A 24,104-nucleotide genomic window follows, 5' to 3' on the forward strand; every position below is an offset into this window, starting at 1 on the left:
TTGGTGGTCATATGCTACACGGATGTTCGAGCGATTCCTGTCCTTCTTGAAGGACCTTCCCAATGGCGGCAAGGTCGAGCGTGAACCGGATACGATACACGATCCGCGTGTGGCTGCCGCTGCCCTGATGTTTCACGTGATCGATGCAGACGGAGTGCGCGACACCAGCGAACGCAACCGTCTGCGCGAGGTGGTCTCAAAGGCCTACTCGGTGACGGGGAGCGAACTCGACCGTGTCCTGGCGGAAGGCGAGGCCGCCGAGCGCGAGGCGGTCGACCTTTATGCCTTTACCAGCGTGCTCCTGCGCCATCTCGGGCCAGAGGCCAAGGTCGAGCTCATCCGCCTGCTTTGGGAGATGGTCTATGCCGACGGCGAGGCGCACGAGCTGGAGGACAATGTGGTGTGGCGGGTTGCCGAACTGGTCGGCGTCGATTCGCGCGACCGAATCATGATGCGGCAAAAAGTGCGGGAGGGACGTGGCTTGCCTCCTTCGCGAACGGACGCCTCGTGATGCTTCAGGTGCCAAGGCGCACTGAGCGGTCACAGATACTGGTGGTGCTCCATCAGGAGACGTCCAGCCCGGGACGGGTCGGGCAATATCTGGTTGAACGCGGCTTCCACCTCGACATCCGCCGGCCGCCACTCGGCGATCCGTTGCCCGAGACTCTGGCCAATCATGCGGGCGCGGTCGTCTTCGGCGGGCCCATGAGCGCGAACGATCCCGACGAATTCGTGAAGCGGGAGACCGATTGGCTGGCCGTGCCGCTGAGGGAGGGCAAACCCTATCTCGGCATTTGTCTCGGCGCGCAGATGCTGGTCAATCATCTGGGCGGCAAGGTCTTCGGCCGCGACGACGGACAGGTCGAGATCGGCTGGTACCCCATCGAGCCGACGCCCGAGGGCAGGTCCGTGATGGACTGGCCCAACATGGTCTACCACTTCCACCGCGAGGGTTTCGATCTGCCGGCAGGTGCGACGTTGCTGGCCACGGGCGGCATCTATCCCAACCAGGCCTTCCGCTATGGGGACAGGGCCTGGGGGGTGCAGTTCCATGCCGAGCTGACGCGGGTGATGATGCATCGCTGGGTGGTGCATGGCGCACACCGCTTCGTTCTTCCCAACGCGCAGGCAGGTCGCGAGCATCTCAACGGGCGCATGATCTGGGATGCGCGGCTGCGAGCGTGGCTGCACGACTTCCTCGACATGATCTTCCTGCCCGAAGCACTGCGCATGGAAAAAGCGGACAAGGAAAAGGGCCGCCCCTGAGAGCAGCCCTTCCGTGAATTTCCGTCCGTGGCGCGGCCCGTGGCGATAGAGGCCCTATCTGCCGCGCTTCACGCGCCTGTCAGGAAGACTGCTTCCCGAAAGGACGATCCGCCGGGGCCCCGCTACGGTTGAAACCACTCGACATTGGATCACCTCCTTTCGTTTCGTTGAACACAATCAAGAGATTGGGGTGCTTCGCGCGGTTGCGCAAGTCCCCTCAGCGAAATTCCTATTTCTTCTTGTTCTGACGGTTCTCGACCAGATCGTCGACCACGGCGGGATCGGCGAGTGTTGAGGTGTCGCCCAGCGCGCCGAAATCATCCTCGGCGATCTTTCTCAAGATCCGGCGCATGATCTTGCCCGAGCGTGTCTTGGGCAGGCCTGGCGCGAACTGGATCTGGTCGGGCGTGGCGATCGGGCCGATCTCGTTGCGTACATGGGTGACGAGCTCCTTGCGCAGCGCGTCCGAGCCTTCCACGCCATCCATCAGCGTGACGTAGCAATAGATGCCCTGGCCCTTGATGTCGTGCGGGTAGCCAACGACGGCGGCTTCCGACACCTTGTCGTGGGCAACCAGTGCCGATTCCACCTCGGCGGTACCCATACGGTGGCCGGACACGTTGATGACGTCATCCACCCGGCCGGTGATCCAGTAATAGCCGTCCTCGTCGCGGCGGCAGCCGTCACCCGTGAAGTATTTGCCCTTATAGGTGGAGAAATAGGTCTGGACGAAGCGCTCATGGTCGCCATAGACGGTGCGCATCTGCCCGGGCCAGGAGTCCACGATGCACAGATTGCCGTCTGCCGCGCCCTCGATCACCTTGCCGTCATTGTCGACCAGCTGTGGCTGGACGCCGAAGAAAGGCCTGGTGGCGGAACCGGGCTTGAGATCGGTGGCGCCGGGTAACGGGGTGATGAGGATGCCACCGGTTTCCGTCTGCCACCAGGTGTCGACGATGGGCACGCGCTTCTCGCCGACGACGTCATAATACCATTGCCAGGCCTCCGGGTTGATCGGCTCACCGACGGAGCCCAACACCTTCAGGGACTTGCGCGAGGTCTTGGTGACATGGGAATCGCCCGCGCCCATCAGCGCGCGGATGGCGGTGGGGGCGGTATAGAAGATGTTGACCTTGTGCTTGTCGATCACCTCCCAGAAGCGTGAGGGAGAGGGATAGTTGGGCACGCCTTCGAACATCAGCGTGATGGCACCGTTGGCGAGCGGGCCATAGACGATGTAGCTGTGCCCCGTCACCCAGCCGACATCCGCCGTGCACCAGTAGACGTCGCCGTCATGGTAGTCGAAGACGTATTCATGGGTCATCGATGCGTAGACGAGATAGCCGCCGGTGGTGTGCAGCACGCCCTTCGGCTTGCCGGTGGAACCGGAGGTGTAGAGGATGAAGAGCGGGTCCTCTGCCTTCATCGGCTCCGGCGGGCACTTGGCATCCACCTCGCGGATCTCGTCGTGATACCAGAGGTCGCGGCCATGGGCCCAGCCGACCTTGCCGCCGGTGCGACGTACGACCAGCACATGCTTGACCATGACATGCTGGCGCGCGGCGATGTCGATCGCCTTGTCGGTGTTCTCCTTGAGAGGAACAGGCTTTCCTCCACGCAATCCCTCATCCGCGGTGATCACGAAGGTCGATTCGCAATCGACGATGCGGCCGGCGAGTGAATCGGGCGAAAAGCCGCCGAAGACGATGGAATGCACCGCGCCGATGCGCGCGCAGGCGAGCATCGCATAGGCCGCCTCGGGGATCATCGGCATGTAGATGGTGACGCGGTCGCCCTTCTTGACGCCGTGCTTCTTCATCACGTTGGCGAGCCGGCAGACGCGGTCGTAGAGCTCGTTGTAGGTGATCTTCTTGTCGTCGTAGGGATTGTCGCCTTCCCAGATGATCGCCGTCTGGTCCCCGCGCTTCTTCAGATGCCGGTCGACGCAATTGTAGGAGACGTTGGTAAGCCCGTCCTCAAACCACTTGATCGAGACCTTGCCCTTGAAGGAGGTGTTCTTGACCTTGGTGTAGGGCTTGAACCAGTCGATGCGCTTGCCGTGTTTCGCCCAGAATTTCTCCGGATCCTTGACGCTGGCACGGTACCATTTCTGGTAGGTATCGTCATCGATCAGAGCATTCTTCTTCCAGGCCGCCTTGACCTTGTGGACCTTAACCTCGGACATAAACCCTCCTCGAACCATTGCTTTCGGCGCGCGGAACCCGCCCCCGGCAGGCGGAACGCCAGATTTTCCGGCGCATTATTACCATTCCGGACCGGGCCACAACATTAGACCAATGGTTGGGTGCGGCGGAACGTCCATGCGGGCTGGCAGCAATCGAGGTCGCTTGCTGCTAAGTTGCTGAATATAATGGACTATTAGCGATTTTTTCATGGACTGCAAGGCAATCTCGGTGCAGATTTTTGCGTTAGGAGGAGCGCAACCGGCAAAGAGGCAAGGCCATGCATGACCCGCGTGAAATGGAACTGATGCTGAAGGGATACGGCCTGACGACGGCCGAAATCCTCTACCACATGCCCGACCATCCCCACCTTATCCAGAGCTTCGTGTGGCAGCATTACGATCTCGCCCCGCGATTTCCTGCCCTCTACAAGTTCATCGATTTCTGGAAGGAAAAGCTCGACGGACCGCTGCATTCGGTCACCTACACGCACAGGCGGCTGATCTCGGCCACCGAATGGCGAAACGTGACGGGCGAGTTGGTGGTCCATTAGCCATCGCGGCCGCGCCGCTGTTGCGCAGGGGGCCCGCCGCCCCTACGACGGCGGTATGGATGACAGGCTCGTCACGCTGACCGTCTATTACAGCCTCGTCGAGGCGCGCATTTGCGTCTCCATGCTGGAAGCGCACGGCATCTTCGTTCTGGCGCCGACCGAACTGGCCAACAACGCGCCGCATCTTATGACGGCGTTGGGCGGTATTCCCGTCATGGTGATCGGCCGCGATTACGAGGCCGCCAAGGCGCTGCTGGCCGATGTAGACACCAGAGCCGACAGCGGGCCGCCACCGCCGGCCAGACCTTTCCTGCAACGCATATGGGAGGCGACAGTAGGCGCGCTCGTCCTTCTCGTGGCGGGGCTTCCTCCCGCGCCGACGCCGCCCAGGCGGGGCCGCAAGCCGGGTATCCGAAAGGGTTGAGGGGCGGCCCCATCGGCCCGGCGAGGTAATGTCAAACGCAATAAACCGCCCGTGACGTGCGTCGCGGGCGGTTTGGGTGGGCGGGAAGCAACTGATGCCTAGCCCGCCTGTCCCTGGCGCTGTGCCATGAACTGGTCGAATTCCGCGCGGTCCTTTGCCGAGCGAAGCTCGTCGAGGAAGCTGACAAAGGCGTCACGCTCCTCCTCGAGGCGCTTCAGCGTCTCTTCGCGATAGGCGTCGAATGCCGTGTTGCCGGTCCTGCCGACATGGGCGTCGCGACGCCCGCGCTTCCAACCTCTGCAGCTCATGCGCTTGCTCCATATGATGTAGAAGAGAATTGCGAGCCCCACCGGCCAGAAGAAGATGAAGCCCAGTACCATGGCGACAACCCATGCCGCCTTTCCACGCTCGTCCAGCCAGTCGCGGCCGCGTGCCAGCCACTCCGTCACAGTGTCCACGTTCCCGTACTCCTATGTGAATGTTAATCACATTTACATAATGGCGATGCGCGCTGGCGCTTTCAAGAAGAGAATCGAAAAAATCAGGGAATAAGGCCGAGCCCGCGCAGATAGATGGCGGTGCCGCTTTCCAGCATTTCCTCGGCAGAGTAGGGCGCGCGCGGGCGGCCGCGGGTGAAGAGTTCCACCACGCCGTGGCTCAGCGCCCAAATGTGGTTGGCGACCATGCCGGCGGGCGGGCGCTTGCCGGGCGGCAGATGAGCACCCAGGCGCTCGGCAGCGATACGGAGCACGCCCATGGCCCGGTCGGCCGCAAGCTTCAGATCGGGATCACCGGCAATGGATACACCCGATTCGAACATGGCCATGTAGTAGCCGGGATGCTGGCGCGCAAAATCCAGATAGGCGGTGCCGGCTGCCGAAAAGGCCTTCAGCGGTGCCTTCTCCCCATCGCGCGTCGCTTCCTCGAGCCGTTTTGCGAACAATTCGAAGCCGCGCAGAGCGACCGCCTCCAGCAGATCCTCGCGGCCCTTGAAATGGCGATAGGGTGCGGCGGCGCTGACTTTCGCGGCACGCGCGGCCTCGACCATGGTAAAGCCGAGCGGGCCTTTTTCCTCGATGAGCTTGCAGGTCGCCTCGACGAGCGCTTCGCGCAGATTGCCGTGGTGATAGCGGCGACGGCCGCCCGAGCCATCGTCCGGTCCATCTTCCTCGGTATCGGCATCGGTTCTGGCCATGCCCTTTCGGGTAAACCGGTTGCCGGTCGAGGGCAAGGGCTGCTCAGATGACCGAGAAGCCCCTGGCAAAGGGGTCGCGGTCGTCGATGAAGATGGTGTTGAGACCGGTCATGCGCGCCCAGCCGGCAACCGAAGGCACAATGGCGGGCGTAGCCCCGACGGTGGTCTCGGCCTCGACGCGTCCGCGGAACTGCGAACCGATGATGGATTCGTGAACAAAGTCTTCGCCCACCTCCAGCTTTCCCTTCGCATGAAGCTGGGCCATTCGGGCCGAGGTTCCGGTGCCGCAGGGCGAGCGGTCGATCGCTTTCTCCCCATAGAAGACGGCGTTACGAGCATGCGATCCTGCTTCGCTTGGCGCTCCCGTCCACATGATGTGGCGCAGGCCGGAGATGCCGGGGTCACCCGGATGGATGAAATCATGCGCGACGTTGAGGTTTTCGCGCAGGGTTCGGCTCATCGCGACGAGTTCGCCGGCCGAAAAATCCGCCATATCGCGGTAACTCTCCTGCGGCTCCACAATGGCGTAGAAATTACCGCCATAGGCGATATCGACGCGGATTTGCCCCAGAGGCGGGCAGTCGACCTCTATGTCGGTTGCATGCAGGAAGGAGGCGACATTTGTCAGTCGCACCTCCTCCACATAGTCGCCTTCCTGCCGGTATTCGGCCCGCACCAGGCCGGCCGGCGTATCGAGATTAAGAACGCCCTGCGTCTTCGGCCGCACCAGCCCGTGCTCGATGGCGAAGGTGACGGTGCCGATCGTGCCATGCCCGCACATCGGCAGGCAGCCGGAGGTTTCGATATAGAGGACCCCCACGTCGCAATCCGCGCGTGTGGGTGGATAGAGGATAGTGCCGGACATCATGTCATGTCCGCGCGGCTCGAACATCAATCCGGTGCGGATCCAGTCGAACGTTTCCATGAAGTGCGCGCGACGCTCCATCATGGTGTCGCCATCGAGTTGCGGGCCACCGCCGGAAACGAGGCGAACCGGATTGCCGCAGGTATGGCCGTCTATGCAGAAGAAGCTGTAGCGCATGCGCAATTCCTTCAGAAGCGATCCGGGCTGTAAGGCGAAAGATCGATCGCCGGGTCCACCCCGGTCACCAGATCGCGTACCAGACGCCCGGTTGCGGCCGACTGGGTGAGGCCCAGATGGCCGTGGCCGAAAGCATAGATCACATTGGGGGCGCGGGACGAGCGACCGATCACGGGAATCGTGTCCGGGAGCGAGGGGCGATAGCCCATCCATTCGCGCCCGCCTTGTGTCTTAAGCCCCGGCAGGAAACGCGACGCCTTCTCCAGCATCGCCCTCGATCGCGCATAGTTGGGCGGGCGTTCGAGCCCGGCGAACTCGACCGCGCCACCGACGCGAAGCCCCGTCTCCAGAGGCGTAATGACGAAGCCGTGCCGCGCGAAGACAAGCTGGCGACGGACGTCGAAGGCGTCCGGAGGCAAGGTCGTGTTGTAGCCGCGTTCGGTCTCCAGCGGGATGTGATCGCCAAAATTGCGCGCCAGGCGGTGCGACCAGGCGCCTGCGGCGATCACCAGCGTCGAGGCGCCGATGACCCGGCCATCGGCGAGCCGAAGCCGTGACCTGCCGTTCTCCTGTCCGAGATCCGCCACCTCGCCGCGGAGGAAGGATGCGCCGCCGGCTTCCGCATGCGCCCAGACCGCCTTGCCGAGCCGCTGAGGATCGGCCACCGTCTTCCAGCCGGGGACGAAGGTGCCAACGGCGAAGCCCGCCGACAGGCCCGGCTGCAATTCCGCCAAATCCTTGCCGCGCACATGGCGGAATTCAATGCCGAATCGCTCACGGGCCGCCCATCCCGGAAGGGAGGCTCGCCACTCGGGCTCACTCTCGTAGAGTTCGAGGCACCCATCCTCGCGCAGGTAAGACCTCGTGCCCGTTGTTTGCATGAGGGAGGCCCATTCGACTTCGGCAAGTTGCATCATGGCTGCCTGAGCGGTCACGCTCGCATCATGGTTGGCCTGTCGACCGGCTTGCCAGAAGCGCCACAGCCAAGGGGCAAGCCGCGGGAGATAGGCGGGCGCGATCGTCAGCGGTCCGAGCGGGTCGGCCAGCCAGCGCGGCACCTGTCCCATCATGCCCTTCTGCGCCAAGGGAAGGATGTCTGAAAAGGCGAGCGCGGCGGCGTTGCCCGAACTCGTCTCTTCGCAGATACCCGTGCGGTCGATGACGGTGACTTTTCTGCCTTCCCCGACGAGCCCCGCCGCGACCGCGATACCAATAATGCCGCCTCCGATGACGACGACCTCGCGCGAATCAGTCATAACTTCTGCAACCTGTCATATATGGAGAAAGGCGCGCGTGGCCCCGCGCAATATTCTTAAAGCCCCGAGCGACTTGAGAAAAACTTTCATTCCAAATGTATATGGCGAACGAATTACAGCGATTTGCATGAGAGAACACATGGAAATCCTATTACAATCGATTTTGAACGAAGCTATTGTCCCCGCTACATGTCGGCGCTGGAGGGCATTGTGAAGGTGACGGACTGTTTCGGATCAATCAAGACGTCTGCCGAATTTGCCTACAGACGTCTGGAGCAAATGATCGTCATGTCAGAACTTTCGCCCGGCAGCCAGACAACCGAAGCTGAACTGCAGCACAAGGTGGGGGTGGGGCGCACACCAGTGCGCGAAGCCATCCAGCGGCTCGCCTGGGAGGGATTGCTGGAAATTCGCCCAAGGGCTGGCGTGGCTGTGGCACCACTGAAGGGTGATGATTGGGTGCGGATCATGGAAATCCGCCGCAACGTGGAACTCGTTCTGGCGCGCGCTGCAGCGGACCAGATCGAAGACGATGCCAAGCGCACCCTATCGGCAGCGATAGAACTGATGATTCAGGCCTGCGACGCGGGCGATCTCCCGGGCTATGCGGCCGCCGACAAGCTGTTCGACATGGGAATGGCGGAGGCCTCGCGCAACTGCCATGTCGTCAGGGCTGCAATCCCGCTTCAAACCCACACCAGACGCTTCTGGATTCACTTTCATGGGCAAGAAGAAATCCGCAACGCCCTCACGGGCCATATCGCCTTGGCTGAAGCCGTGATGGACAAGGATGTCGGTCGCGCTGTACGTCAGGCCCGGCATCTCATGAGTTATGTGCGTGGGCGCGCCGAGAACGCCGTGCATCGGCTTGGAGTGGCGTAATTACGCGTCCACGCCGAGCACCAACGACGTGCTTTCCCATCCCTCTCCGGCAGACAGCACACAGCTCATGCCGTCGGTACCCGTGGCGATGATCGTCCAGGTGCCGGTCTGCGAGACAAAGACCTCGACAACCGCGTTGTCGTCGACCATGCCCACGGCGGTGGCGCTCTCCTGGAAATGCTGTTCGAGTTCGCCCACGATGCGTTCGCGTTCACCGCACATGTTCATGGCGAGCATATTGGCGTTGAGGGCGGGCGGCATCGCCTGTTCAATGGAACGAAGGTCCTGCGCAGACTGCGTCTGCTGAACATCGGTAGCAGATGCGAAGGGAAGCGCGGACAGGATCATCGCGCCTGCCGCTGCGGTTGCGAAAATTGCCGTACGTGCCATGACAGCACCTCCTTGGCCATGATCGGTGCCATCTGTAATGGCAGAACTGCCGACCATCGGGTTGCTCGCGGTCTCATCGACCGGTGTTGCTTGAAAAATGGCTGGAGGTGCAGAAAGGTTGCATCACGGTTTCTTCACCGGAGCTTCGAGACGAAAAAAGCGGGCTCGGAAGCCCGCCAATCTCGACACAGTCTGGATAGCGCAAGCCAGCGCGCAGCCTGTTCTTGACGCTAGTTCATGGTGGGGATCACGAATTCGGCGCCGTCTTTAACCCCGCTCGGCCAACGCGAGGTCACGGTCTTGGTCTTGGTGTAAAACCGGAAGGCGTCGGCGCCGTGCTGGTTGAGATCGCCGAAGGAGGACGCTTTCCAGCCGCCGAAGGTGTAATAGGCGATCGGCACCGGTATCGGCACGTTGATGCCGACCATGCCGACCTGGACGCGGCTGGCGAAATCGCGAGCTGCATCGCCGTCGCGGGTGAAGATTGCAACGCCATTACCCATCTCGTGATCATTGGCCAAGGAAAGCGCGTCTTCATAATTTGTGGCGCGGACCACTGACAGTACCGGCCCGAAGATTTCTTCCTTGTAGATGCGCATGTCCGGCTTGACGTCGTCGAACAGGCAGCCGCCCATGTAGTAGCCGTTCTCGTAGCCCTGGAGGCTGAAGTCGCGCCCGTCGACGACGAGCTTGGCGCCTTCCTTGACGCCGATATCGACGTAACACTTGATGCGCTCGAGCGCATCCTTGGTGACCACGGGACCGAAATCGGCGGAAGAATCGGTCGAGGGCCCGACCTTGAGGCTCTCGACGCGCGGGATCAGTTTCTCCAACAAGCGGTCAGCAGTCTCCTTGCCCACCGGCACGGCGACCGAGATCGCCATGCAGCGCTCGCCAGCCGAGCCGTAGCCGGCGCCGATGAGCGCATCGACCGTCTGGTCCATGTCCGCATCCGGCATGATGATCATGTGGTTCTTGGCGCCGCCGAAACACTGGGCCCGCTTGCCGTTGGCCGTGGCGCGGGAATAGATGTACTGGGCGATCGGCGTGGAGCCGACAAAGCCGATGGCGTGGATGTCGGGGTCGTCCAGAATGGCGTCGACGACCTCCTTGTCGCCATTGACGACGTTGAGGACGCCGGCCGGCAGGCCCGCCTCGATAAAGAGTTCGGCCAGACGCATGGGCACGGACGGGTCGCGCTCCGACGGCTTGAGGATGAAGGCATTGCCGGCCGCGAGCGCGGGCGCAATCTTCCACAATGGAATCATGGCCGGGAAATTGAAGGGTGTGATGCCGGCCACAACGCCGAGGGGCTGACGCATCGAGTAAACATCGATGCCCGGGCCCGCGCCGTCCGTGAATTCGCCCTTCATCAGGTGCGGGGCGCCGATGCACACCTCGACCACTTCCAGCCCACGCTGAATGTCGCCCTTGGCGTCGGCGATCGTCTTGCCATGTTCCCGGGCGAGCGTTTCGGCCAGTTCGTCATACTCGGCATGAACCAGATCGAGAAACTTCATCAGCACGCGCACGCGGCGCTGCGGGTTGGTCGCGGCCCAGCCAATCTGGGCGGCCTTGGCGTTCTCCACGGCTGCGCGCAATTCCTCCTTCGAGGCGAGGGCCACCTGGCCGCGCACGGAACCGTCCATGGGCTGCATGATGTCCTGGCTGCGGCCGCTCTGGCCTGGTACGCGCTTGCCTCCGATGAAATGTCCGACTTCGATCATGGTCTCGCTCCCTCGCGAAAGTGTTCAGTCCTTATTGTCCTGCTTCGCGGCCCCGGATGCAACGCGCAGGCGCCCGCAACTGTTGTGCAAAAATCAATACTCAGGCAATGTCGAGCTTCAATCTGCGCAACTCAGGCAAGCGATGAACTGGGACGATCTCCGCATATTTCTGGCCGTGGCACGGGCCGGGCAGATACTGGGCGCGGCACGGCGCCTGGAACTCAACCATGCCACGGTGTCGCGCCGGACAACCGCGCTTGAAGTGGCGCTCGGCACGAAACTGTTCCGTCGACTGACCACGGGCACGGAGCTGACGCTTGAAGGAGAGCGGCTGCTGGAGGTCGCCGAACGCATGGAAGCGGACCTGATCGTGGCGCGCGCCGACATAGCCGACGAGGGCGAGGCGGTATCCGGCACGGTGCGTATCGGGGCGCCGGATGGTTTTGGCGTGGCCTTTCTGGCCTCGCGGCTCGGCGGGCTGACCGCGCTTCATCCGCAGCTGGCGATCCAGCTCGTGCCGGTGCCGCGTTCCTTCTCGCTGTCGCGGCGCGAGGCCGACATCGCGATTACGGTGGAGCGGCCGACCGAGGGGCGGCTGGTGGCGGTCAAGCTGGTCGACTACACACTCGGCCTCTATGCCTCGCGGGCCTATGCCCAGAGGCACGGCCTGCCGACGGGCAAGGAAGGACTGCGCGGGCATCGGCTGGTCGGCTATGTGCCCGACCTCGCGATTTCCTCCAGCCTCGACTATGCGGACGAGTTCCTTCCCGGATGGGCGGCGTGCTTTTCCGTGTCGTCGGCATTAGGGCAGGTGGAAGCGGTGCGCTCAGGCGCTGGCATCGGCATCCTGCACGCCTTCATCGCCCGGGCTCACGACGACCTGGTGCCGGTCGAGGCGGTGGCGCCGATCCGGCGCGCCTACTGGCTGGTCTATCACGAATCCATGCGCCCGCTGCGGCATATCCAGGCGGTGGCAGGCTTTGTGCAGGGCGCGGTCGAGAAAGAACGCGCCCTGTTCGGCTAGCCTACAAAGGCCCGTTCGACAACGAAGTCGGCGGGGCGGCTGTTGGAACCTTCCTCGAGACCCGCCTTTTCCATCAGCGCCTTGACGTCGTTGAGCATCGCCATGGAGCCACAGATCATGCCGCGATCGGTCGCGGGATCGAAAGGGGCGACGCCGAGATCGGAAAACAGCTTGCCACTTTCGATCAGGCTGGTGATGCGACCCATGCGGGGGTGGTCCTGCCGCGTGGTCGTGGCGTAGTAGGTCAGGCGGCCGGCCACCAGCTCGCCGATCAGCGGGTCATTGGTCAGCGCCTCGACGAGCTCGTCGCCATAGGCGAGATCGGCAACGTCGCGACAGGTGTTGGTGAGGACGACCTCTTCGAACTTCTCATAGGTCTCGGGATCGCGGATGAGGCTCGCGAAAGGCGCGATGCCGGTGCCCGTGGCAACCATGTAGAGACGCTTGCCCGGCTTCAGCGCGTCGAGCACCAGCGTACCGGTCGGCTTCTGGCGCATGAGCACCGTGTCGCCGGGCCGGATCTTCTGCAGATGCTGGGTCAGCGGACCATCCGGCACCTTGATGGAGTAGAATTCGAGTTCGTCGTCCCAGGCCGGGCTGGCGATCGAATAGGCGCGGAACACGGGCTTGGCCGCATTCGGAAGGCCGATCATCACGAATTCGCCGGAGCGGAAACGAAAGCTCTGCGGTCGGGTGATGCGGAAAGCAAAGAGTGAATCGGTATAGTGTTTCACCCACACAACCGTTTCGGCGAAGACGCCGGGGGGGATCGGAAATTCGCGCGCCTCTTCGGGGGCGTCGGCACGTGCTGTCGCGTCTTGGTGCTGCATAGTGTCCATATCGCATAATTCTGGGAGGTTTCAAGGACAGCGCGGCAGTCGCACTTGCGATGGGTATTTATTAGTATACAAATGAATTTCAAGTCAAGGAGCGGCACTAGAGCGCTGTTCCAAAACGTTGCCTTCTGTTGGGTTGATCTTGCGGGTGGGGCGCTTGAACGAGAAAAAGAGGATCAACCGCGGATACGTGGTCGCCGGTGTCGACGTCGGGGGCACCTTCACCGATCTCATCCTGATCGACACGGGCGAGGGCGGCCGCGTGACCGTCGCCAAGACGCCCACGACGCCCGACAACCAATCCGGCGGTGTCCTTGCGGCACTGGCCCAATCGGGTACCCCGGTTGAGGACATCGACCTCATTGTGCATGGCACGACCACCACGACGAATGCCGTGCTGGAACGTCGGCTCGCGCGCACCGGCATGATCACCACGCGCGGGTTTCGCGACGTGATCGAACTCGGGCGCCGCACGCGGCCCCAGCCCTACGGGATGACGGGGCGTTTCGTGCCGGTCATCCCGCGCGATCTCAGGCTGGAAGTCAACGAGCGCATGGAGGCTTCGGGGCGGGTGCGCGAGACGCTCGACGATGCGGGCATGCGCGCGGCGGTCCAACAACTGCTCGATGCCGGCTGCGAATCGCTCGTCATCCATTTCCTGCATGCCTATGCCAATCCGGCGCATGAGTTGCGCGCGGCAGAGATCGCGCGCGAAATGTGGCCGAACGATCACATAACGATGGGTCATGCGCTGTTGTCGGAAGCGCGCGAGTTCGAGCGCGGCGTGACGGCGGCGGTCAATGCCTCCGTGCAGCCGATCCTGCAGCGTTACGTGCGGCGGTTGGCGGACGAACTCAACGCGCAGGGCTACCTCCGCGACTTTTTGATGATGAACGGCAATGGCGGCATGATTTCGGCCCGCTTCGTTACGCGCGAAGCCGCCAAGACCGTGATGTCGGGCCCTGCCTCCGGCGTGATGGCTGCCGCCTACACGGCCGAACGGGCCGGCATGCCCAATGTGATCACCTACGATATGGGCGGCACCTCCACCGACGTGGCGCTGATCCGCAACGCGCGGCCTGCCGTCTCGAATGAGATCGAGATCGAATATGCGATGCCGATCCACGTGCCGATGGTCGACGTGCAGACAGTGGGCGCGGGCGGCGGCTCGATCGCGCGGCTCGATGATGCCGGGTTGATCCGCATCGGGCCGGAAAGCGCAGGGGCAAGACCGGGGCCGATCTCCTATGGACGCGGCGGCACCGAGCCGACCATCACCGATGCCAATCTGGTGCTCGGGCGCCTGAACCCGAACCGACTGCTCGCCGTCGACAACCCGATCCGCATCGAAGATGTGCGTACCGTCTTCGCGGAACGCATCGGCGGGCCGGCCGGCATGGACGGTACGGAAGCGGCCGGCGCGGTCCTGCGGCTCGCCAACACGAAGATGGCCGGGGCGATCCGCATGGTGTCGCTCGCCAAGGGCCATGATCCGCGCGATTTCGCGCTGTTTGCCTTTGGCGGCGCCGGGCCGCTGCACGCCACGGCCCTGGCGCGCGAACTTTCGATCCCAAAAGTGCTGGTCCCGGCGCGGCCCGGTATCACCAACGCGCTTGGCTGCGTGGTGGCCGATCTCAGGCACGATTTTGTGCGCACCATCAACCGTCCGGTGACAGAGGTCGAAAGCGCCACGATCAGGGCAGTGCTGACCGAACAAGCGGAAGAAGGCCGGGCCCAGATCGACAAGGAGGCGGTCCGGCCGCAGCAGATTGATTGCGTGCATTCGGCCGACATGCAGTTTGTCGGCCAGACACATCTCATCAACGTGCCGCTGCCGTCACTCGAGGTAACGGGCGAGCAGTTGCAGGCTCTGTTCGAGACGGCCTATTTCGCCCGATTCCGGGTCGATCTGAAGGAGATCCGGGCCAATCTGGTCAATCTCAACACCTCGGTAATCGGGCGCCGGGCGCCGGTCGACCTGGCGCGGCTGATCGAGCCGGATGGCCGCGCGGCCACGCTGGACGAGGCGCTGGTGGAACGGCGCAACGTCTGGTTTGCCGGCAAATGGCTCGACACCCCGGTCTATGCCCGTGAACGCATGCCGCTTCACGCCAATCTCAGCGGCCCGGCCATCATCGAGCAGATGGACGCTACCACGGTCGTCGAGCCGGGCGACCGGGTGAGCGGCGACGTCGACGGCAACCTCATCATCCAGATCGGATCAGGCCGATGACCACGCTCGATGCAATCACCCTTTCGGTCATCGAGGCGGGGTTGAACCAGGTCTGCGACGAGATGGATATCGCCTTCTCGCGTTCCGCCTTCTCGCCGATCATCGCGGAAGCCAATGATCGCTCCGACGGTATCTATTCGGCCCAGGACGGTTCGCTGATCGCGCAGGGCATCGGCGGGCTGCCGGTCTTCGTCGGCGTGATGCACTATTCCACCCGCACCATCATCGAGATGATCCGCGACGGGCGCTGCCTGCCGCCGGAGCCGGGCGACATCTACATCGTCAACGATCCCTATCTCGGCGGCACGCATCTGATGGATGTCCGCTTCGCCATGCCCGTCTGGCGGAACGGCGCGATCTTCTGCTGGCTGTCCAACACAGGCCACTGGCCAGATATCGGGGGCGCGGTGCCGGGCGGTTTCTCGGCTTCCGCCACAGCGGTCGAGCAGGAAGGGCTACGGCTGCCGCCGGTAAAGCTCTTCCGCAAGGGCGAGCTCGACCCGCAGATCCAGGCGATCATCTTTTCCAACATTCGCATCGCCGACCAGCGCATCGGCGACATCAAGGCACAAGCCGCCGCCCTGATGGTTGGCCAGGACCGGCTGTTCGAATTGCTGGATCGTTACGGCGACGAGACGGTTGTCGACGCCATCGCCGAACTGCGCCGCCGCGCGGCCGAGCAGATGCGGAGCCGTATCGCGACCATCCCCGACGGCACCTACCGCTCGACGGCCTATGTCGATTCCGACGGGGTGGTGAATGAGCCGCTTACCATCGCGCTGACGGTGGAAAAGAGCGGCGATGAGCTGACCTTCGATTTCGCCGGCTCCAGCCCACCCTGCATCGGCCCGATGAACAGCGTGCTGGCGACCACCTATTCCTCGGTCTATCTCGCCATGCGCCACATCTTCCCCGACGTGCCGATGAGTGCCGGGGCCTTCGAGCCGCTGACCATCCACCGGCCGGAAGGCACTTTTCTCGACGCGCGTTACCCGCGTCCCGTCTCGGGCTGTGCGGCTGAGGTCTCGCAGCGCATCGCGGAGGCCGTGTTTGCCGCGCTCGTCCAGGCGATACCGGACAAGGTGACGGCCGCGCCGGCCGGGTCCAGCGGCAATTTCGGTCTTGGCGGGCATGACCCGGAGCGCGGGCGCGATTTCGTGCTCTACCAGCTTTCGGGCGGCGGCTATGGCGGCAATGCCGATCATGACGGGCTGTCGAATGGCTGCTCAACCATCGGCATCTCCAAATCGCCGCCGATCGAGATCATGGAACAGAACTATCCCATCCTCTATCGCCACTACGCGCTGCGCGAAGGCTCGGGCGGGGCCGGCCGCCATCGCGGCGGGATGGGGCTTGCCTATGAGATCGAGCTGCTGCGCGGCGACGCGCGCGCTTCCTTCGTCATGGATCATGGCCGCTATGGGCCGCAGGGGGCGCTGGGCGGCGCGGATGGCGCAGTCAACACCGTGACCGTCTGGCGTGATGGCGAGGCGCATGTGCCGAAACATCTGTCGAAGGAGCAGGACGTCCCCATGCGCGCCGGCGACAGTGTTTCAGTCGAAACACCGGGCGGCGGCGGCTATGGCGATCCCCTGCAGCGCCCGCCGGAGCGGGTGCTGCAGGATGTGCGGCTGGGTTACTACTCGCCGGAGCAGGCGGCGGATCTGTTTGGCGTCGCGGTCGCGGATGGCCGGATCGATGCGGCTGGAACCGCCGAGCTGCGAGGCGCGGTGGCCGGGGACTGAAAGCTATCGCCGGCCTGTTTGCGATGCGCCCCCTCCACCATGCTTCGCATGGTCCCCCTCCCCCGCTTCGCAGGGGAGGATTTGCCCTCGCGGCCGGCCTCTAGCAACCCGCTTACCTCGTAAGGAAGCTACGCCGACGCGGACATCTGCGCCCTGATCCTCCCCTGCGAAGCGGGGGAGGGGGACCACCGAAGGTGGTGGAGGGGGCGCTCTATTGGGTGTCGGCTCAACCCATCTTTGCCAGCAGCTTCAGCAGCTTTTCCGCCTCGCGCCCGGTCAGCGGCGACAGGGTTTCGCGGGTGATGGCATGGGCGAGCGGCAGTAGATTTTCGACCGTATCGCGGCCTTCCGGGGTCAGCGACACGACCAGGCGGCGCTTGTCGCCGTCATCCTTGGCCAGCGTCACCAGATTGCGCGCCTTGAGCCGGTCGATGACGCCCTTGATGGTGGCGGCATCGGTGGCGATCAGGACGCCGAGCTGGTTCTGGGAAGTGGCCCCTACCTCGTGCAGTTTCGCCAGCGTGGCGAATTGCGGCGGGGTGAGGTCGGAAATATAGCGCGCGAAGATGGCGATGTGGCGCTGGCTGGCCTTGCGCAGCACGAATCCGACCTGCTCGTCGAGCCGGTATGCGGTCTGCTTGGGTTCGGCCGGCATTGCGCCCCTCGCTTGGTTCACCTGAGTCCGTCCTCGCCTTTCACGTCGTCTGCCGCCAGACCGGCAACGCGGGCATGGATACGCGGGCCGCACGCCATGACCAGGCAGAAGAGGATCTCGTCGGGATAAGGCGCATCGGACAGGCCGATCTCCATGGCGTCGAAATGGCTGCGCACATAGGCCGCGTTGATGTGGCCGATCGGCACGTCAAGCCGCGCGCCCAGGGCACCGACTTTCTTGGCAGACGGCACGATGGCCTTGGCATCACCCAGCCGTTCGCGCATGCCGTAGCCGCCGGGCGCATGCCAGAGCGCGGCATGTTCGAGTTCACCATCGGTGCCCACGATGCCGCCCTTGCCGTAGCCGTCGATCGCCGAAATGTCGCCACCGAGCGCATCGATCAGCCGATCCGAGAGCATCAGGCCGAGCGGCTTGAGGTCTTCCATCGCGGGCAGGATGTCGGCGTGAAACCTGCCGGCAAAGGGATTCTTCACCACTGCCATGGCAGCGCCGCGACGGCGCGGAGTGGCGGGCGGCGTGCCCTTGTCGTGCAGGATTTCCTCGGTGAGGACGGCAATCTTGCGGATGGGAAATTCAGGCATCAATGGGTTCCTTCAGTGCATATGCTGGCGACAAAAGCGACCCGTCGCGCCCGCAGACGCGTTCCCGGCCGCCAAGATAGATGATCGCGGCCTCGATCAGGCCGCGGGCGACGCAGGTTCGTGCCAGGCGCGCACCGAATTCGAGCGCCGCGTCGATCTCCGCCGGCTCCAGCGGATCGACCGAAACCGTCACCAGCCGATTCCCCAGATCGCTATCGGGCGACAATTCCAGGGCCGGGCGGCGGTGGATGGCGGGGTGGCCGGGCAGGTCGACCGCGTTGGCGATGAGGGTTGCCGCGACATCCGCCCCGGCGGCCGTACGCGCCAGCACGGTGACCGCATCGGCGATGCCCAGCGAATGGCTGCGCCCGTGCCGGCCGCTGGTGGCGATGCCGCGTACGGGGTCATCGTGGAAGATCTCCAAGCGTTCCGAGGCGCCCTTCCCTGTGCCAGCTATGGCGGCCGCTATGCTCGCACCGGGCCGGAGGTGAAAGGATATGTCGCCGCCATTGTTGACATAGGCCTTCTCCAGCGTGCGGCCGGCCATCATCGCAGCGAGGGTTTCATCGGCGACCGCGCCGGCCACGGCGGCCATCGGGGTGACGAAGAACTCGTTGGCAAAAGGCCCAGTGGCACCCTCCATTCGTCGGGCCGTCATGTGCGCGAACGCGCGCGGCGAATCCGTCGAGGGTTGACGCAGCGCAGGCAGTTCCTCGACCAGTTCGGTCAGGATGGCGTCGAAGCGCCCGCATGCCTGCGCATATGCAGCTTCGATTTCCGCCGGAGCGCCGAACGCTTCCAGAACGAGGTCGATGGGTCCGTGATTGAGGTGCAGGCGTCTGCCGTCGGCGAGCAGGGCTGCTTGCGGGCCGTTCATCGCGCCGGTTCCCGGACCAACTGCTGCAGCGGCGGCCAGGCATTCCGGATCGGCGCGGGCCCGATCTGCCTTTCGTTGAAATACTCGCCGCCCGTTGCCAGAACGTCCGCGACGGTGCGCACATAATCGGCGTAGCCGCCGAGTGCGACGAAATCGTCGCGCCTGAGCGTGAACTCGATGGGCGCCACGAGCGCCGGCGTCGGGACGTAGCCAAAGGCATTGTCGGGCAGCCTGGTGACGTCGACCATCAGCGTGATGCCGCCGCCCGGCCAGACATAGACCGGTGCGCCGCCGCAGGTGACATAGGTCTGCAACCCCTGCACGGAGCGGGTGAGATTGACCGGGTTTTCGGTCACGCCGGCGCGGAGCGACCCGCCGGCACCGGCCATGAACAGTACGGTGCAGAGGGCTGGTTCACAATTGTCCTCGATCAGCTCGACAGACTTGCGCAGCCTTTCGGGGAAGGGCTTTTCAACCGGCTTGAGGTCTTCGTCGAGTTCGAAATAGGCGAATTGCTCCCCGGTGGTCGACACCATCAGCAGCGACATGCCGGGGCGGGCGCCCTTGTTCGGGTTCCAGGGACCGAGGATCTGCAGCGGGTCGGAGATGGTCGTGCCGCCCCATCCGAGCCCAGGTTCGGACACCTTGAAATAGCGGCCGGGCGTAGAGCGGCGACCGAGGATCTTGATGCCGGTGTCTTCCCATCCGATCACCTTGCCTGCCTGATGCTCGGAAACGACGCCGGTGATGTGGTCGTCGACCACCACCACCTCGTTGACGAGATCCTTCCACTGGGTGGCAAACATGCCGATGGCGGCCGACCCGCAGCCGACCCGCATGCGCTCTTCCTGCCGTCCGTCGATGATCGGGGCATGGCCGGCCTGGACGACGATGGTCGACCCGCCTTCGATCTGAAGCTCGACGGGCTGCTTGTTGCAGAGCGCCAGCAGCGTCTCGCAGGTGACGCGGCCTTCCGATTTCGAGCCCCCTGTGAGGTGACGCACGCCGCCGAGCGACAGCATCTGCGAGCCGTACTCGGCGGTCGTGACGTGGCCGACCGGCTCGCCACCGGCCGTCACCATTGCGGTCTCGGGGCCCAGATGCCGGTCGGTGTCGATCTTCACCTTGACGCCGCAATAGGAGAAGATGCCCTCGGTGACGACGGTGACGAGATCGACGCCCTCGACTTCCTGGCTGACGATGAAGGGAGCGGGCTTGAAATCCGGATAGGTCGTGCCGGCGCCAATGCCGGTGACGAAGCGGCGCTTCTCGGTGACAGGATTGCCGTTCCACACGCCTTCGCGCTTCTCGAATTCAACGACCGGCTGCCCTGCGTCGATCTGATGCTCGAGAATGGTGACCGGATCGCAGCGCACGATGCGGTTGCCGAAATTGCCGTAGCGGTCGCAGGCGCCGGTGCGGCCTTCCGCGATGTAGCACATGACCGGGCAGGCATCGCATCTGAGCTTCTCACCAGCGGTCTTTTCCGGCGCGTTGGCAGGCTCGAAACGTTCCGACAGTTCGCTCATCCGGACAGCCGCGTCTTGTCGATGGCGGCCAGCACGCGGTCGGGCGTGGCGGGCAGGCGGGTGATGGTGGCGCCGGTGGCGTGGCGGATGGCGTTGAGAATCGCCGGGCCGGTCGGGATCAACACGTGCTCGCCCAGCCCCTTGGCGCCGAAGGGGCCCTCCGGGTCGGGCACCTCGACCAGGATAGAGCGGATTTCGGGCACGTCGCCGATGGTGGGGATCAGGTAGTCGTGCAGATTCTCGGTGCGGCCGGGCACATATTCTTCCATCAGTGCCATGCCGATGCCTTGCGCGATGCCGCCCTCGATCTGGCCTTCGGCAAGCATCGGGTTGATGGCGCGGCCGACATCATGGGCGGCCGTGATGCGCAGGAGCTTCACCGTGCCGAGCCCCGTGTCGACCTCGAGTTCGACAAGCTGCGCGCCCCAGCCATAGACGGCGTAGGGCTGGCCCTGGCCGTTTTCGTCCAGCGGCCTGGTCGGCGGGTCGTAGCTTTCCATGGCGGAAAAGACGAAGCCGTTCTCATCCGACGGCATATCGGCAAGCGCGATGCGGCGCACGGCCTCGCCCTCGCGGACGACCAATGCGCCGGCTTCCAGCGAAATCGCGGCAGCGTCCGAAACATTGGCGTGGCGCAGGATCGTCTCGCGCAGCGCACGGCCGGATTTCTCGGCGGCCTTGCCCGAGATGTAGGTCTGGCGCGATCCGGAGGTCTTGCCGGCATCGGGCGTCAGCGCGGTATCGCCGCCGACGAATTCGAACGTTTCCAGCGGCATGCCCAGCGCCTCGGCGCAGATCTGCGGGATGACGGTGTTGGAACCCTGCCCGATGTCGACGGCACCCTGATGCAGCACCAGGCGTCCGTCCGCCGTGATGCCGAGCTTCATGGTCGAGGGATTGGGAATGCCGGTGTTGCCGCAACCATACCAGCAGGAAGCGATACCGATGCCGCGGCGCACGACGCTGTCCGCCCGGTTGTGCCGGTCGGCGTCGGCCAGCGCGCGGGTCCAGTGCGGCTGCAGTTCCTCCAGGCATGCGGAAATGCCGATGCCTTCTTCCATGACGTGGCCGCAGACGGTGGGCTGACCGTTCCGGAGCGCGTTCTTCAGGCGGAATTCGAGACGGTCGATGCCGAGCCGGTCGGCGAGCTCGTCGTAGAGCGTCTCCTGCATGTAGGCGGCCTGCGGCACGCCAAAACCCCGAAAGGCGCCCGATACGGGGCCGTTGGTGTGGATGGCGCGGGCAGACGCGCGGTAATTGGGCGTAAAGTAGGGGCCGGAGGCATGGACCGGCACACGGGTTGCGACCGTCGGACCCCAGCTTGCATACGCGCCGGTATTGAAGTCGCCGTCGAAGACCATGCCGGTCACGTGACCCTCGGCATCGGCGCCGATGGTCGCCGTCATGCTTGCGGGGTGGCGTTTGGTGGTCGAGGCCATGGATTCGGCGCGGGTATAGACCATGCGCGCCGGGCGTCCGGTCTTCAGCGCGGCCAGGCCAATCAGCGGTTGGACCGACAGGTCGAGCTTGGAGCCGAAGCCGCCGCCCGTGGCCGTGGGGATGACGCGGACCTTCTCCGGCGGGAGGCCCAAGATCGTGGCGGTATCGTCGCGGTCCATGATGGGGGCCTGGGTGCAGGCCTTGATGACTAGCGTGTCGCCATCCATGAAGGCGTAGCCGGCTTCTGGCTCGATATAGGCGTGCTCGACATAGGCCGTCTCGAAACTGCCCGTCGCGATAGCGGCGGAAGCGGCAAGGGCGGCTTCGGCATCCCCGCGCCGCACCGTGCCGCCGGTGAGCACATTGCCGACGCGTTCGCTATGGATGGCGGGAAAGCCGTCGGCCGTCGCTTCTTCCATTGTCAGCGCATGCGGCAGCGGCTCCCAGGAAATGGGGAATTCACCAAGTTCGAGATCGGCAAGTGCTGCCGGCTCGCCTACCAGAATGGCCACAGCTTCGCCGCGGAATCGGGCTGTCTCGACCGCCAACGCGGGCTGGTCGGCAAAGGGTGGAATGACGCCGAAGCGGTTCTCGCCAGGCAGATCGCGTGCCGTATAGACCGCGACCAAGCCCGGCGTATTCTTCAGAAAATGGGCGAGGTCGCCAAAGGCGAACCGCGCATGCCAATAAGGCGAGCGTATCGCCACCACCCCCAGGGCGGCTTCAGGGCATTCGTCGGCGCCGAACAGTTCCGTGCCGCGCACCTTCGGCTCGCCGTCCAGCCGCAGCGGCGAAGCGCCGACGATGCCGGAATTGTGGCCCGGGCCGGGTAAAGCAACGGCGGCATTGGCGTCCATCACCGCGTCGATGATCTTGCGGTAGCCCGTGCAGCGACACAACACTCCTCCGAGTGCATCCTTGACGGCCTGTTCATCCGGCTGCGGGTTTTCTTCCAGCAAGGCCGATGCCGCGACGAGAAAGCCTGGCGTGCATATGCCGCACTGCGCGGCTCCGTGGCGCAGGAAGGACGCCTGGAGTGCCGAGAGGGTTCCGTTTGAAAGCCCTTCTACGGTGCGGATCGCCGTTCCATCGGCTTCGGCTGCAGGAACGAGACAGGCGCAGGCGGCCTCGCCATCGATCAGTACCGTGCAGGCGCCGCAATCGCCTGCATCGCAGCCGACCTTGGTGCCGGTCGCGCCCAGCTGGTCGCGCAATAGCGCCGACAGGCGGATGGCGGGCGCGGACTCAGTCGTGACCGGGCGTCCGTTGAGCTCGAAACTGAGCGAGAGACGGTCCGCGTTCATGCCGCCACTCTCCCTTCCAATGAGGGATCGCGGACCATCTGCTCGTGCGCCTGCCGCAGCGCGCGGCGCACAAGTTCGGCGGCTGCCTTGCGCCGGTAGCCAGCAGTCGCGCGCACGTCGTCGATGGGGGTCAACTCGTCGAACGGCCAGTCCGCGACTGCTGCCAGCGCGTCGTCGCCCACGCGGCGGCCGATCAGCGCGGTTTCCAGCCGCCGCAGCCGCTGCGCCACGGCCGAGCAGGCGCCGACCGCAACCGCGACCTCTTCAATCCGCCCATCCTGCCCGACAGCGACGCGCACGGCCACCATGGCGATTGAGATGATGAGGTAGCTGCGCGCCCCCAGTTTGAGGAAATGTGAAACGCCAGTGGTGCTCGTTGTCGGGATTCGAAGCCCGGTAAGCAACTCGCCGGGTTGGCGCGCCGTCTGGCGGCTGCCAAGAAGGAAGGCATCGAGAGGCAGAATGCGCCGGCCAGCCAGGGAGGCCAGTTCGACTTCCGCATCAAGGGCCAGGAGCGGGGGTACACCGTCGGCGGCGGGCGATGCGTTGCAGAGATTGCCAGCGATCGTGCCGCGATTCTGGATCTGGACCGATCCCACTTCGCGCGCGGCCAGCTTCAAGGCGTCGAATGCCGGCGGCAGCTCGGCGCGCAGGATCTGGGACCATGTAGCGCGCGCGCCGATAAAGAGATGGTCATCTCGATGGTGAAGGTCGACCAACTCTTCGAGGCCGTTGATGTCGAGAATGTCGTCGCGGATCGGGCGATTGCCTTGAGCAGGAAAAAAATCTGTACCACCTGCCAGAATGCGCCAGTTGCCGGTGGCCAGGAGATCAAGCGCCTCCTCGGTCGATGCTGGGCGGACATAGCGCGACAGGGGAGCCTCCGAAGCTTGGACCGTCATGCACTAATTCATTCGTATGCAAATGATACCAGTCGACCG

The 24,104-nt window shown here is 64.2% G+C and carries 22 protein-coding genes; 8 read left to right on the forward strand and 14 right to left on the reverse strand.

Annotated features, from left to right (window positions below; genetic code table 11):
• Nucleotides 1-22 precede the first annotated feature (22 nt).
• A complete protein-coding gene (locus GRZ55_RS02600; protein WP_169285308.1) occupies nt 23-511 on the forward strand; it encodes a TerB family tellurite resistance protein in 489 nt (162 codons plus the stop codon).
• Entirely contained in the window at nt 511-1,266 is a 756-nt protein-coding gene (locus tag GRZ55_RS02605; RefSeq protein ID WP_169285309.1) for a glutamine amidotransferase, read from the forward strand. The genes GRZ55_RS02600 and GRZ55_RS02605 overlap by 1 nt, the downstream gene beginning before the upstream one ends.
• Nucleotides 1,267-1,495: 229 nt before the next feature.
• On the opposite strand, the gene acs is transcribed toward GRZ55_RS02605, so the two are convergent.
• A complete protein-coding gene (gene acs / locus GRZ55_RS02610; RefSeq protein ID WP_169285310.1) occupies nt 1,496-3,451 on the reverse strand; it encodes an acetate--CoA ligase in 1,956 nt (651 codons plus the stop codon).
• Between the two features lie 278 nt (nt 3,452-3,729).
• Here acs and GRZ55_RS02615 point away from each other — a divergent pair, with 278 nt between their 5' ends.
• Complete coding sequence (locus tag GRZ55_RS02615) at nt 3,730-4,002, forward strand: usg protein (protein ID WP_169285311.1); 273 nt, start codon at nt 3,730-3,732, stop codon at nt 4,000-4,002.
• Between the two features lie 55 nt (nt 4,003-4,057).
• A complete protein-coding gene (locus tag GRZ55_RS02620; protein WP_169285312.1) occupies nt 4,058-4,426 on the forward strand; it encodes a hypothetical protein in 369 nt (122 codons plus the stop codon).
• 98 nt (nt 4,427-4,524) lie between these two features.
• On the opposite strand, the gene GRZ55_RS02625 is transcribed toward GRZ55_RS02620, so the two are convergent.
• The 4 genes from GRZ55_RS02625 to GRZ55_RS02640 all read right to left on the reverse strand — a co-directional run bounded on the left by GRZ55_RS02625 (nt 4,525) and on the right by GRZ55_RS02640 (nt 7,919).
• Nucleotides 4,525-4,884, reverse strand: coding sequence for a DUF2852 domain-containing protein (locus tag GRZ55_RS02625; protein ID WP_368856573.1), 360 nt, complete (start codon nt 4,882-4,884; stop codon nt 4,525-4,527).
• A gap of 83 nt (nt 4,885-4,967) precedes the next feature.
• Nucleotides 4,968-5,621 (reverse strand): TetR/AcrR family transcriptional regulator, encoded by a 654-nt coding sequence (locus GRZ55_RS02630; RefSeq protein WP_169285313.1) that lies wholly within the window; start codon nt 5,619-5,621, stop codon nt 4,968-4,970.
• A 43-nt stretch (nt 5,622-5,664) separates the two neighbouring features.
• Nucleotides 5,665-6,663 (reverse strand): 4-hydroxyproline epimerase, encoded by a 999-nt coding sequence (locus GRZ55_RS02635; RefSeq protein WP_169285314.1) that lies wholly within the window; start codon nt 6,661-6,663, stop codon nt 5,665-5,667.
• Nucleotides 6,664-6,674: 11 nt separating this feature from the next.
• Nucleotides 6,675-7,919: an FAD-binding oxidoreductase gene (locus GRZ55_RS02640; RefSeq protein ID WP_169285315.1), complete on the reverse strand. Its 1,245-nt coding sequence runs from the start codon at nt 7,917-7,919 to the stop codon at nt 6,675-6,677.
• 189 nt (nt 7,920-8,108) lie between these two features.
• Here GRZ55_RS02640 and GRZ55_RS02645 point away from each other — a divergent pair, with 189 nt between their 5' ends.
• A complete protein-coding gene (locus tag GRZ55_RS02645; RefSeq protein WP_169285316.1) occupies nt 8,109-8,801 on the forward strand; it encodes a GntR family transcriptional regulator in 693 nt (230 codons plus the stop codon).
• Here GRZ55_RS02645 and GRZ55_RS02650 read toward each other — a convergent pair whose 3' ends face one another.
• Complete coding sequence (locus tag GRZ55_RS02650) at nt 8,802-9,191, reverse strand: hypothetical protein (protein ID WP_169285317.1); 390 nt, start codon at nt 9,189-9,191, stop codon at nt 8,802-8,804.
• A 230-nt stretch (nt 9,192-9,421) separates the two neighbouring features.
• The gene (locus GRZ55_RS02655; protein WP_169285318.1) at nt 9,422-10,918 is read right to left on the reverse strand and encodes a CoA-acylating methylmalonate-semialdehyde dehydrogenase; all 1,497 of its coding nucleotides are present in this window, start codon (nt 10,916-10,918) and stop codon (nt 9,422-9,424) included.
• 142 nt (nt 10,919-11,060) lie between these two features.
• Here GRZ55_RS02655 and GRZ55_RS02660 point away from each other — a divergent pair, with 142 nt between their 5' ends.
• On the forward strand, nt 11,061-11,942 hold the full coding sequence (locus GRZ55_RS02660; protein WP_169285319.1) for a LysR family transcriptional regulator: 882 nt from the start codon (nt 11,061-11,063) through the stop codon (nt 11,940-11,942).
• Here GRZ55_RS02660 and GRZ55_RS02665 read toward each other — a convergent pair.
• Nucleotides 11,939-12,772: a ferredoxin--NADP reductase gene (locus GRZ55_RS02665; RefSeq protein ID WP_169285572.1), complete on the reverse strand. Its 834-nt coding sequence runs from the start codon at nt 12,770-12,772 to the stop codon at nt 11,939-11,941. The genes GRZ55_RS02660 and GRZ55_RS02665 overlap by 4 nt on opposite strands.
• Before the next feature lie 163 nt (nt 12,773-12,935).
• On the opposite strand from GRZ55_RS02665, the gene GRZ55_RS02670 reads away from it, so the two are divergent.
• Nucleotides 12,936-15,011, forward strand: a complete 2,076-nt coding sequence (locus GRZ55_RS02670) for a hydantoinase/oxoprolinase family protein (protein ID WP_169285320.1) — start codon at nt 12,936-12,938, stop codon at nt 15,009-15,011.
• Nucleotides 15,008-16,756: a hydantoinase B/oxoprolinase family protein gene (locus tag GRZ55_RS02675; protein ID WP_169285321.1), complete on the forward strand. Its 1,749-nt coding sequence runs from the start codon at nt 15,008-15,010 to the stop codon at nt 16,754-16,756. Before GRZ55_RS02670 ends, GRZ55_RS02675 begins: the two co-directional genes overlap by 4 nt.
• Before the next feature lie 226 nt (nt 16,757-16,982).
• On the opposite strand, the gene GRZ55_RS02680 is transcribed toward GRZ55_RS02675, so the two are convergent.
• The 6 genes from GRZ55_RS02680 to GRZ55_RS02705 are packed head-to-tail and all read right to left on the reverse strand — an operon-like array spanning nt 16,983 to nt 24,065.
• Entirely contained in the window at nt 16,983-17,411 is a 429-nt protein-coding gene (locus tag GRZ55_RS02680; RefSeq protein ID WP_169285573.1) for a MarR family winged helix-turn-helix transcriptional regulator, read from the reverse strand.
• A gap of 17 nt (nt 17,412-17,428) precedes the next feature.
• Nucleotides 17,429-18,013 (reverse strand): amino acid synthesis family protein, encoded by a 585-nt coding sequence (locus GRZ55_RS02685; protein WP_169285322.1) that lies wholly within the window; start codon nt 18,011-18,013, stop codon nt 17,429-17,431.
• The gene (locus GRZ55_RS02690; RefSeq protein ID WP_169285323.1) at nt 18,006-18,890 is read right to left on the reverse strand and encodes a UPF0280 family protein; all 885 of its coding nucleotides are present in this window, start codon (nt 18,888-18,890) and stop codon (nt 18,006-18,008) included. The genes GRZ55_RS02685 and GRZ55_RS02690 overlap by 8 nt, the downstream gene beginning before the upstream one ends.
• Nucleotides 18,887-20,419: a 6-hydroxynicotinate reductase gene (locus tag GRZ55_RS02695; RefSeq protein ID WP_169285324.1), complete on the reverse strand. Its 1,533-nt coding sequence runs from the start codon at nt 20,417-20,419 to the stop codon at nt 18,887-18,889. Before GRZ55_RS02695 ends, GRZ55_RS02690 begins: the two co-directional genes overlap by 4 nt.
• Entirely contained in the window at nt 20,416-23,163 is a 2,748-nt protein-coding gene (locus GRZ55_RS02700) for a molybdopterin cofactor-binding domain-containing protein (RefSeq protein WP_169285325.1), read from the reverse strand. The genes GRZ55_RS02695 and GRZ55_RS02700 overlap by 4 nt, the downstream gene beginning before the upstream one ends.
• The gene (locus tag GRZ55_RS02705; RefSeq protein WP_246734459.1) at nt 23,160-24,065 is read right to left on the reverse strand and encodes a xanthine dehydrogenase family protein subunit M; all 906 of its coding nucleotides are present in this window, start codon (nt 24,063-24,065) and stop codon (nt 23,160-23,162) included. Before GRZ55_RS02705 ends, GRZ55_RS02700 begins: the two co-directional genes overlap by 4 nt.
• Nucleotides 24,066-24,104: the final 39 nt, after the last annotated feature.

The organism is Chelativorans sp. ZYF759 (genome assembly GCF_012911015.1).
Taxonomy (GTDB): domain Bacteria; phylum Pseudomonadota; class Alphaproteobacteria; order Rhizobiales; family Rhizobiaceae; genus ZYF759.

Bases quoted from the DNA above. Each gene is read 5' to 3' on its own strand.
- GRZ55_RS02600 (WP_169285308.1), top strand. From the start codon at position 23: ATGTTCGAGCGATTCCTGTCCTTCTTGAAGGACCTTCCCAATGGCGGC.
- GRZ55_RS02605 (WP_169285309.1), top strand. From the start codon at position 511: ATGCTTCAGGTGCCAAGGCGCACTGAGCGGTCACAGATACTGGTGGTG.
- acs (WP_169285310.1), bottom strand. From the start codon at position 3,451: ATGTCCGAGGTTAAGGTCCACAAGGTCAAGGCGGCCTGGAAGAAGAAT.
- GRZ55_RS02615 (WP_169285311.1), top strand. From the start codon at position 3,730: ATGCATGACCCGCGTGAAATGGAACTGATGCTGAAGGGATACGGCCTG.
- GRZ55_RS02620 (WP_169285312.1), top strand. From the start codon at position 4,058: ATGGATGACAGGCTCGTCACGCTGACCGTCTATTACAGCCTCGTCGAG.
- GRZ55_RS02630 (WP_169285313.1), bottom strand. From the start codon at position 5,621: ATGGCCAGAACCGATGCCGATACCGAGGAAGATGGACCGGACGATGGC.
- GRZ55_RS02635 (WP_169285314.1), bottom strand. From the start codon at position 6,663: ATGCGCTACAGCTTCTTCTGCATAGACGGCCATACCTGCGGCAATCCG.
- GRZ55_RS02640 (WP_169285315.1), bottom strand. From the start codon at position 7,919: ATGACTGATTCGCGCGAGGTCGTCGTCATCGGAGGCGGCATTATTGGT.
- GRZ55_RS02645 (WP_169285316.1), top strand. From the start codon at position 8,109: ATGTCGGCGCTGGAGGGCATTGTGAAGGTGACGGACTGTTTCGGATCA.
- GRZ55_RS02650 (WP_169285317.1), bottom strand. From the start codon at position 9,191: ATGGCACGTACGGCAATTTTCGCAACCGCAGCGGCAGGCGCGATGATC.
- GRZ55_RS02655 (WP_169285318.1), bottom strand. From the start codon at position 10,918: ATGATCGAAGTCGGACATTTCATCGGAGGCAAGCGCGTACCAGGCCAG.
- GRZ55_RS02660 (WP_169285319.1), top strand. From the start codon at position 11,061: ATGAACTGGGACGATCTCCGCATATTTCTGGCCGTGGCACGGGCCGGG.
- GRZ55_RS02665 (WP_169285572.1), bottom strand. From the start codon at position 12,772: ATGCAGCACCAAGACGCGACAGCACGTGCCGACGCCCCCGAAGAGGCG.
- GRZ55_RS02675 (WP_169285321.1), top strand. From the start codon at position 15,008: ATGACCACGCTCGATGCAATCACCCTTTCGGTCATCGAGGCGGGGTTG.
- GRZ55_RS02680 (WP_169285573.1), bottom strand. From the start codon at position 17,411: ATGCCGGCCGAACCCAAGCAGACCGCATACCGGCTCGACGAGCAGGTC.
- GRZ55_RS02685 (WP_169285322.1), bottom strand. From the start codon at position 18,013: ATGCCTGAATTTCCCATCCGCAAGATTGCCGTCCTCACCGAGGAAATC.
- GRZ55_RS02690 (WP_169285323.1), bottom strand. From the start codon at position 18,890: ATGAACGGCCCGCAAGCAGCCCTGCTCGCCGACGGCAGACGCCTGCAC.
- GRZ55_RS02695 (WP_169285324.1), bottom strand. From the start codon at position 20,419: ATGAGCGAACTGTCGGAACGTTTCGAGCCTGCCAACGCGCCGGAAAAG.
- GRZ55_RS02700 (WP_169285325.1), bottom strand. From the start codon at position 23,163: ATGAACGCGGACCGTCTCTCGCTCAGTTTCGAGCTCAACGGACGCCCG.
- GRZ55_RS02705 (WP_246734459.1), bottom strand. From the start codon at position 24,065: ATGACGGTCCAAGCTTCGGAGGCTCCCCTGTCGCGCTATGTCCGCCCA.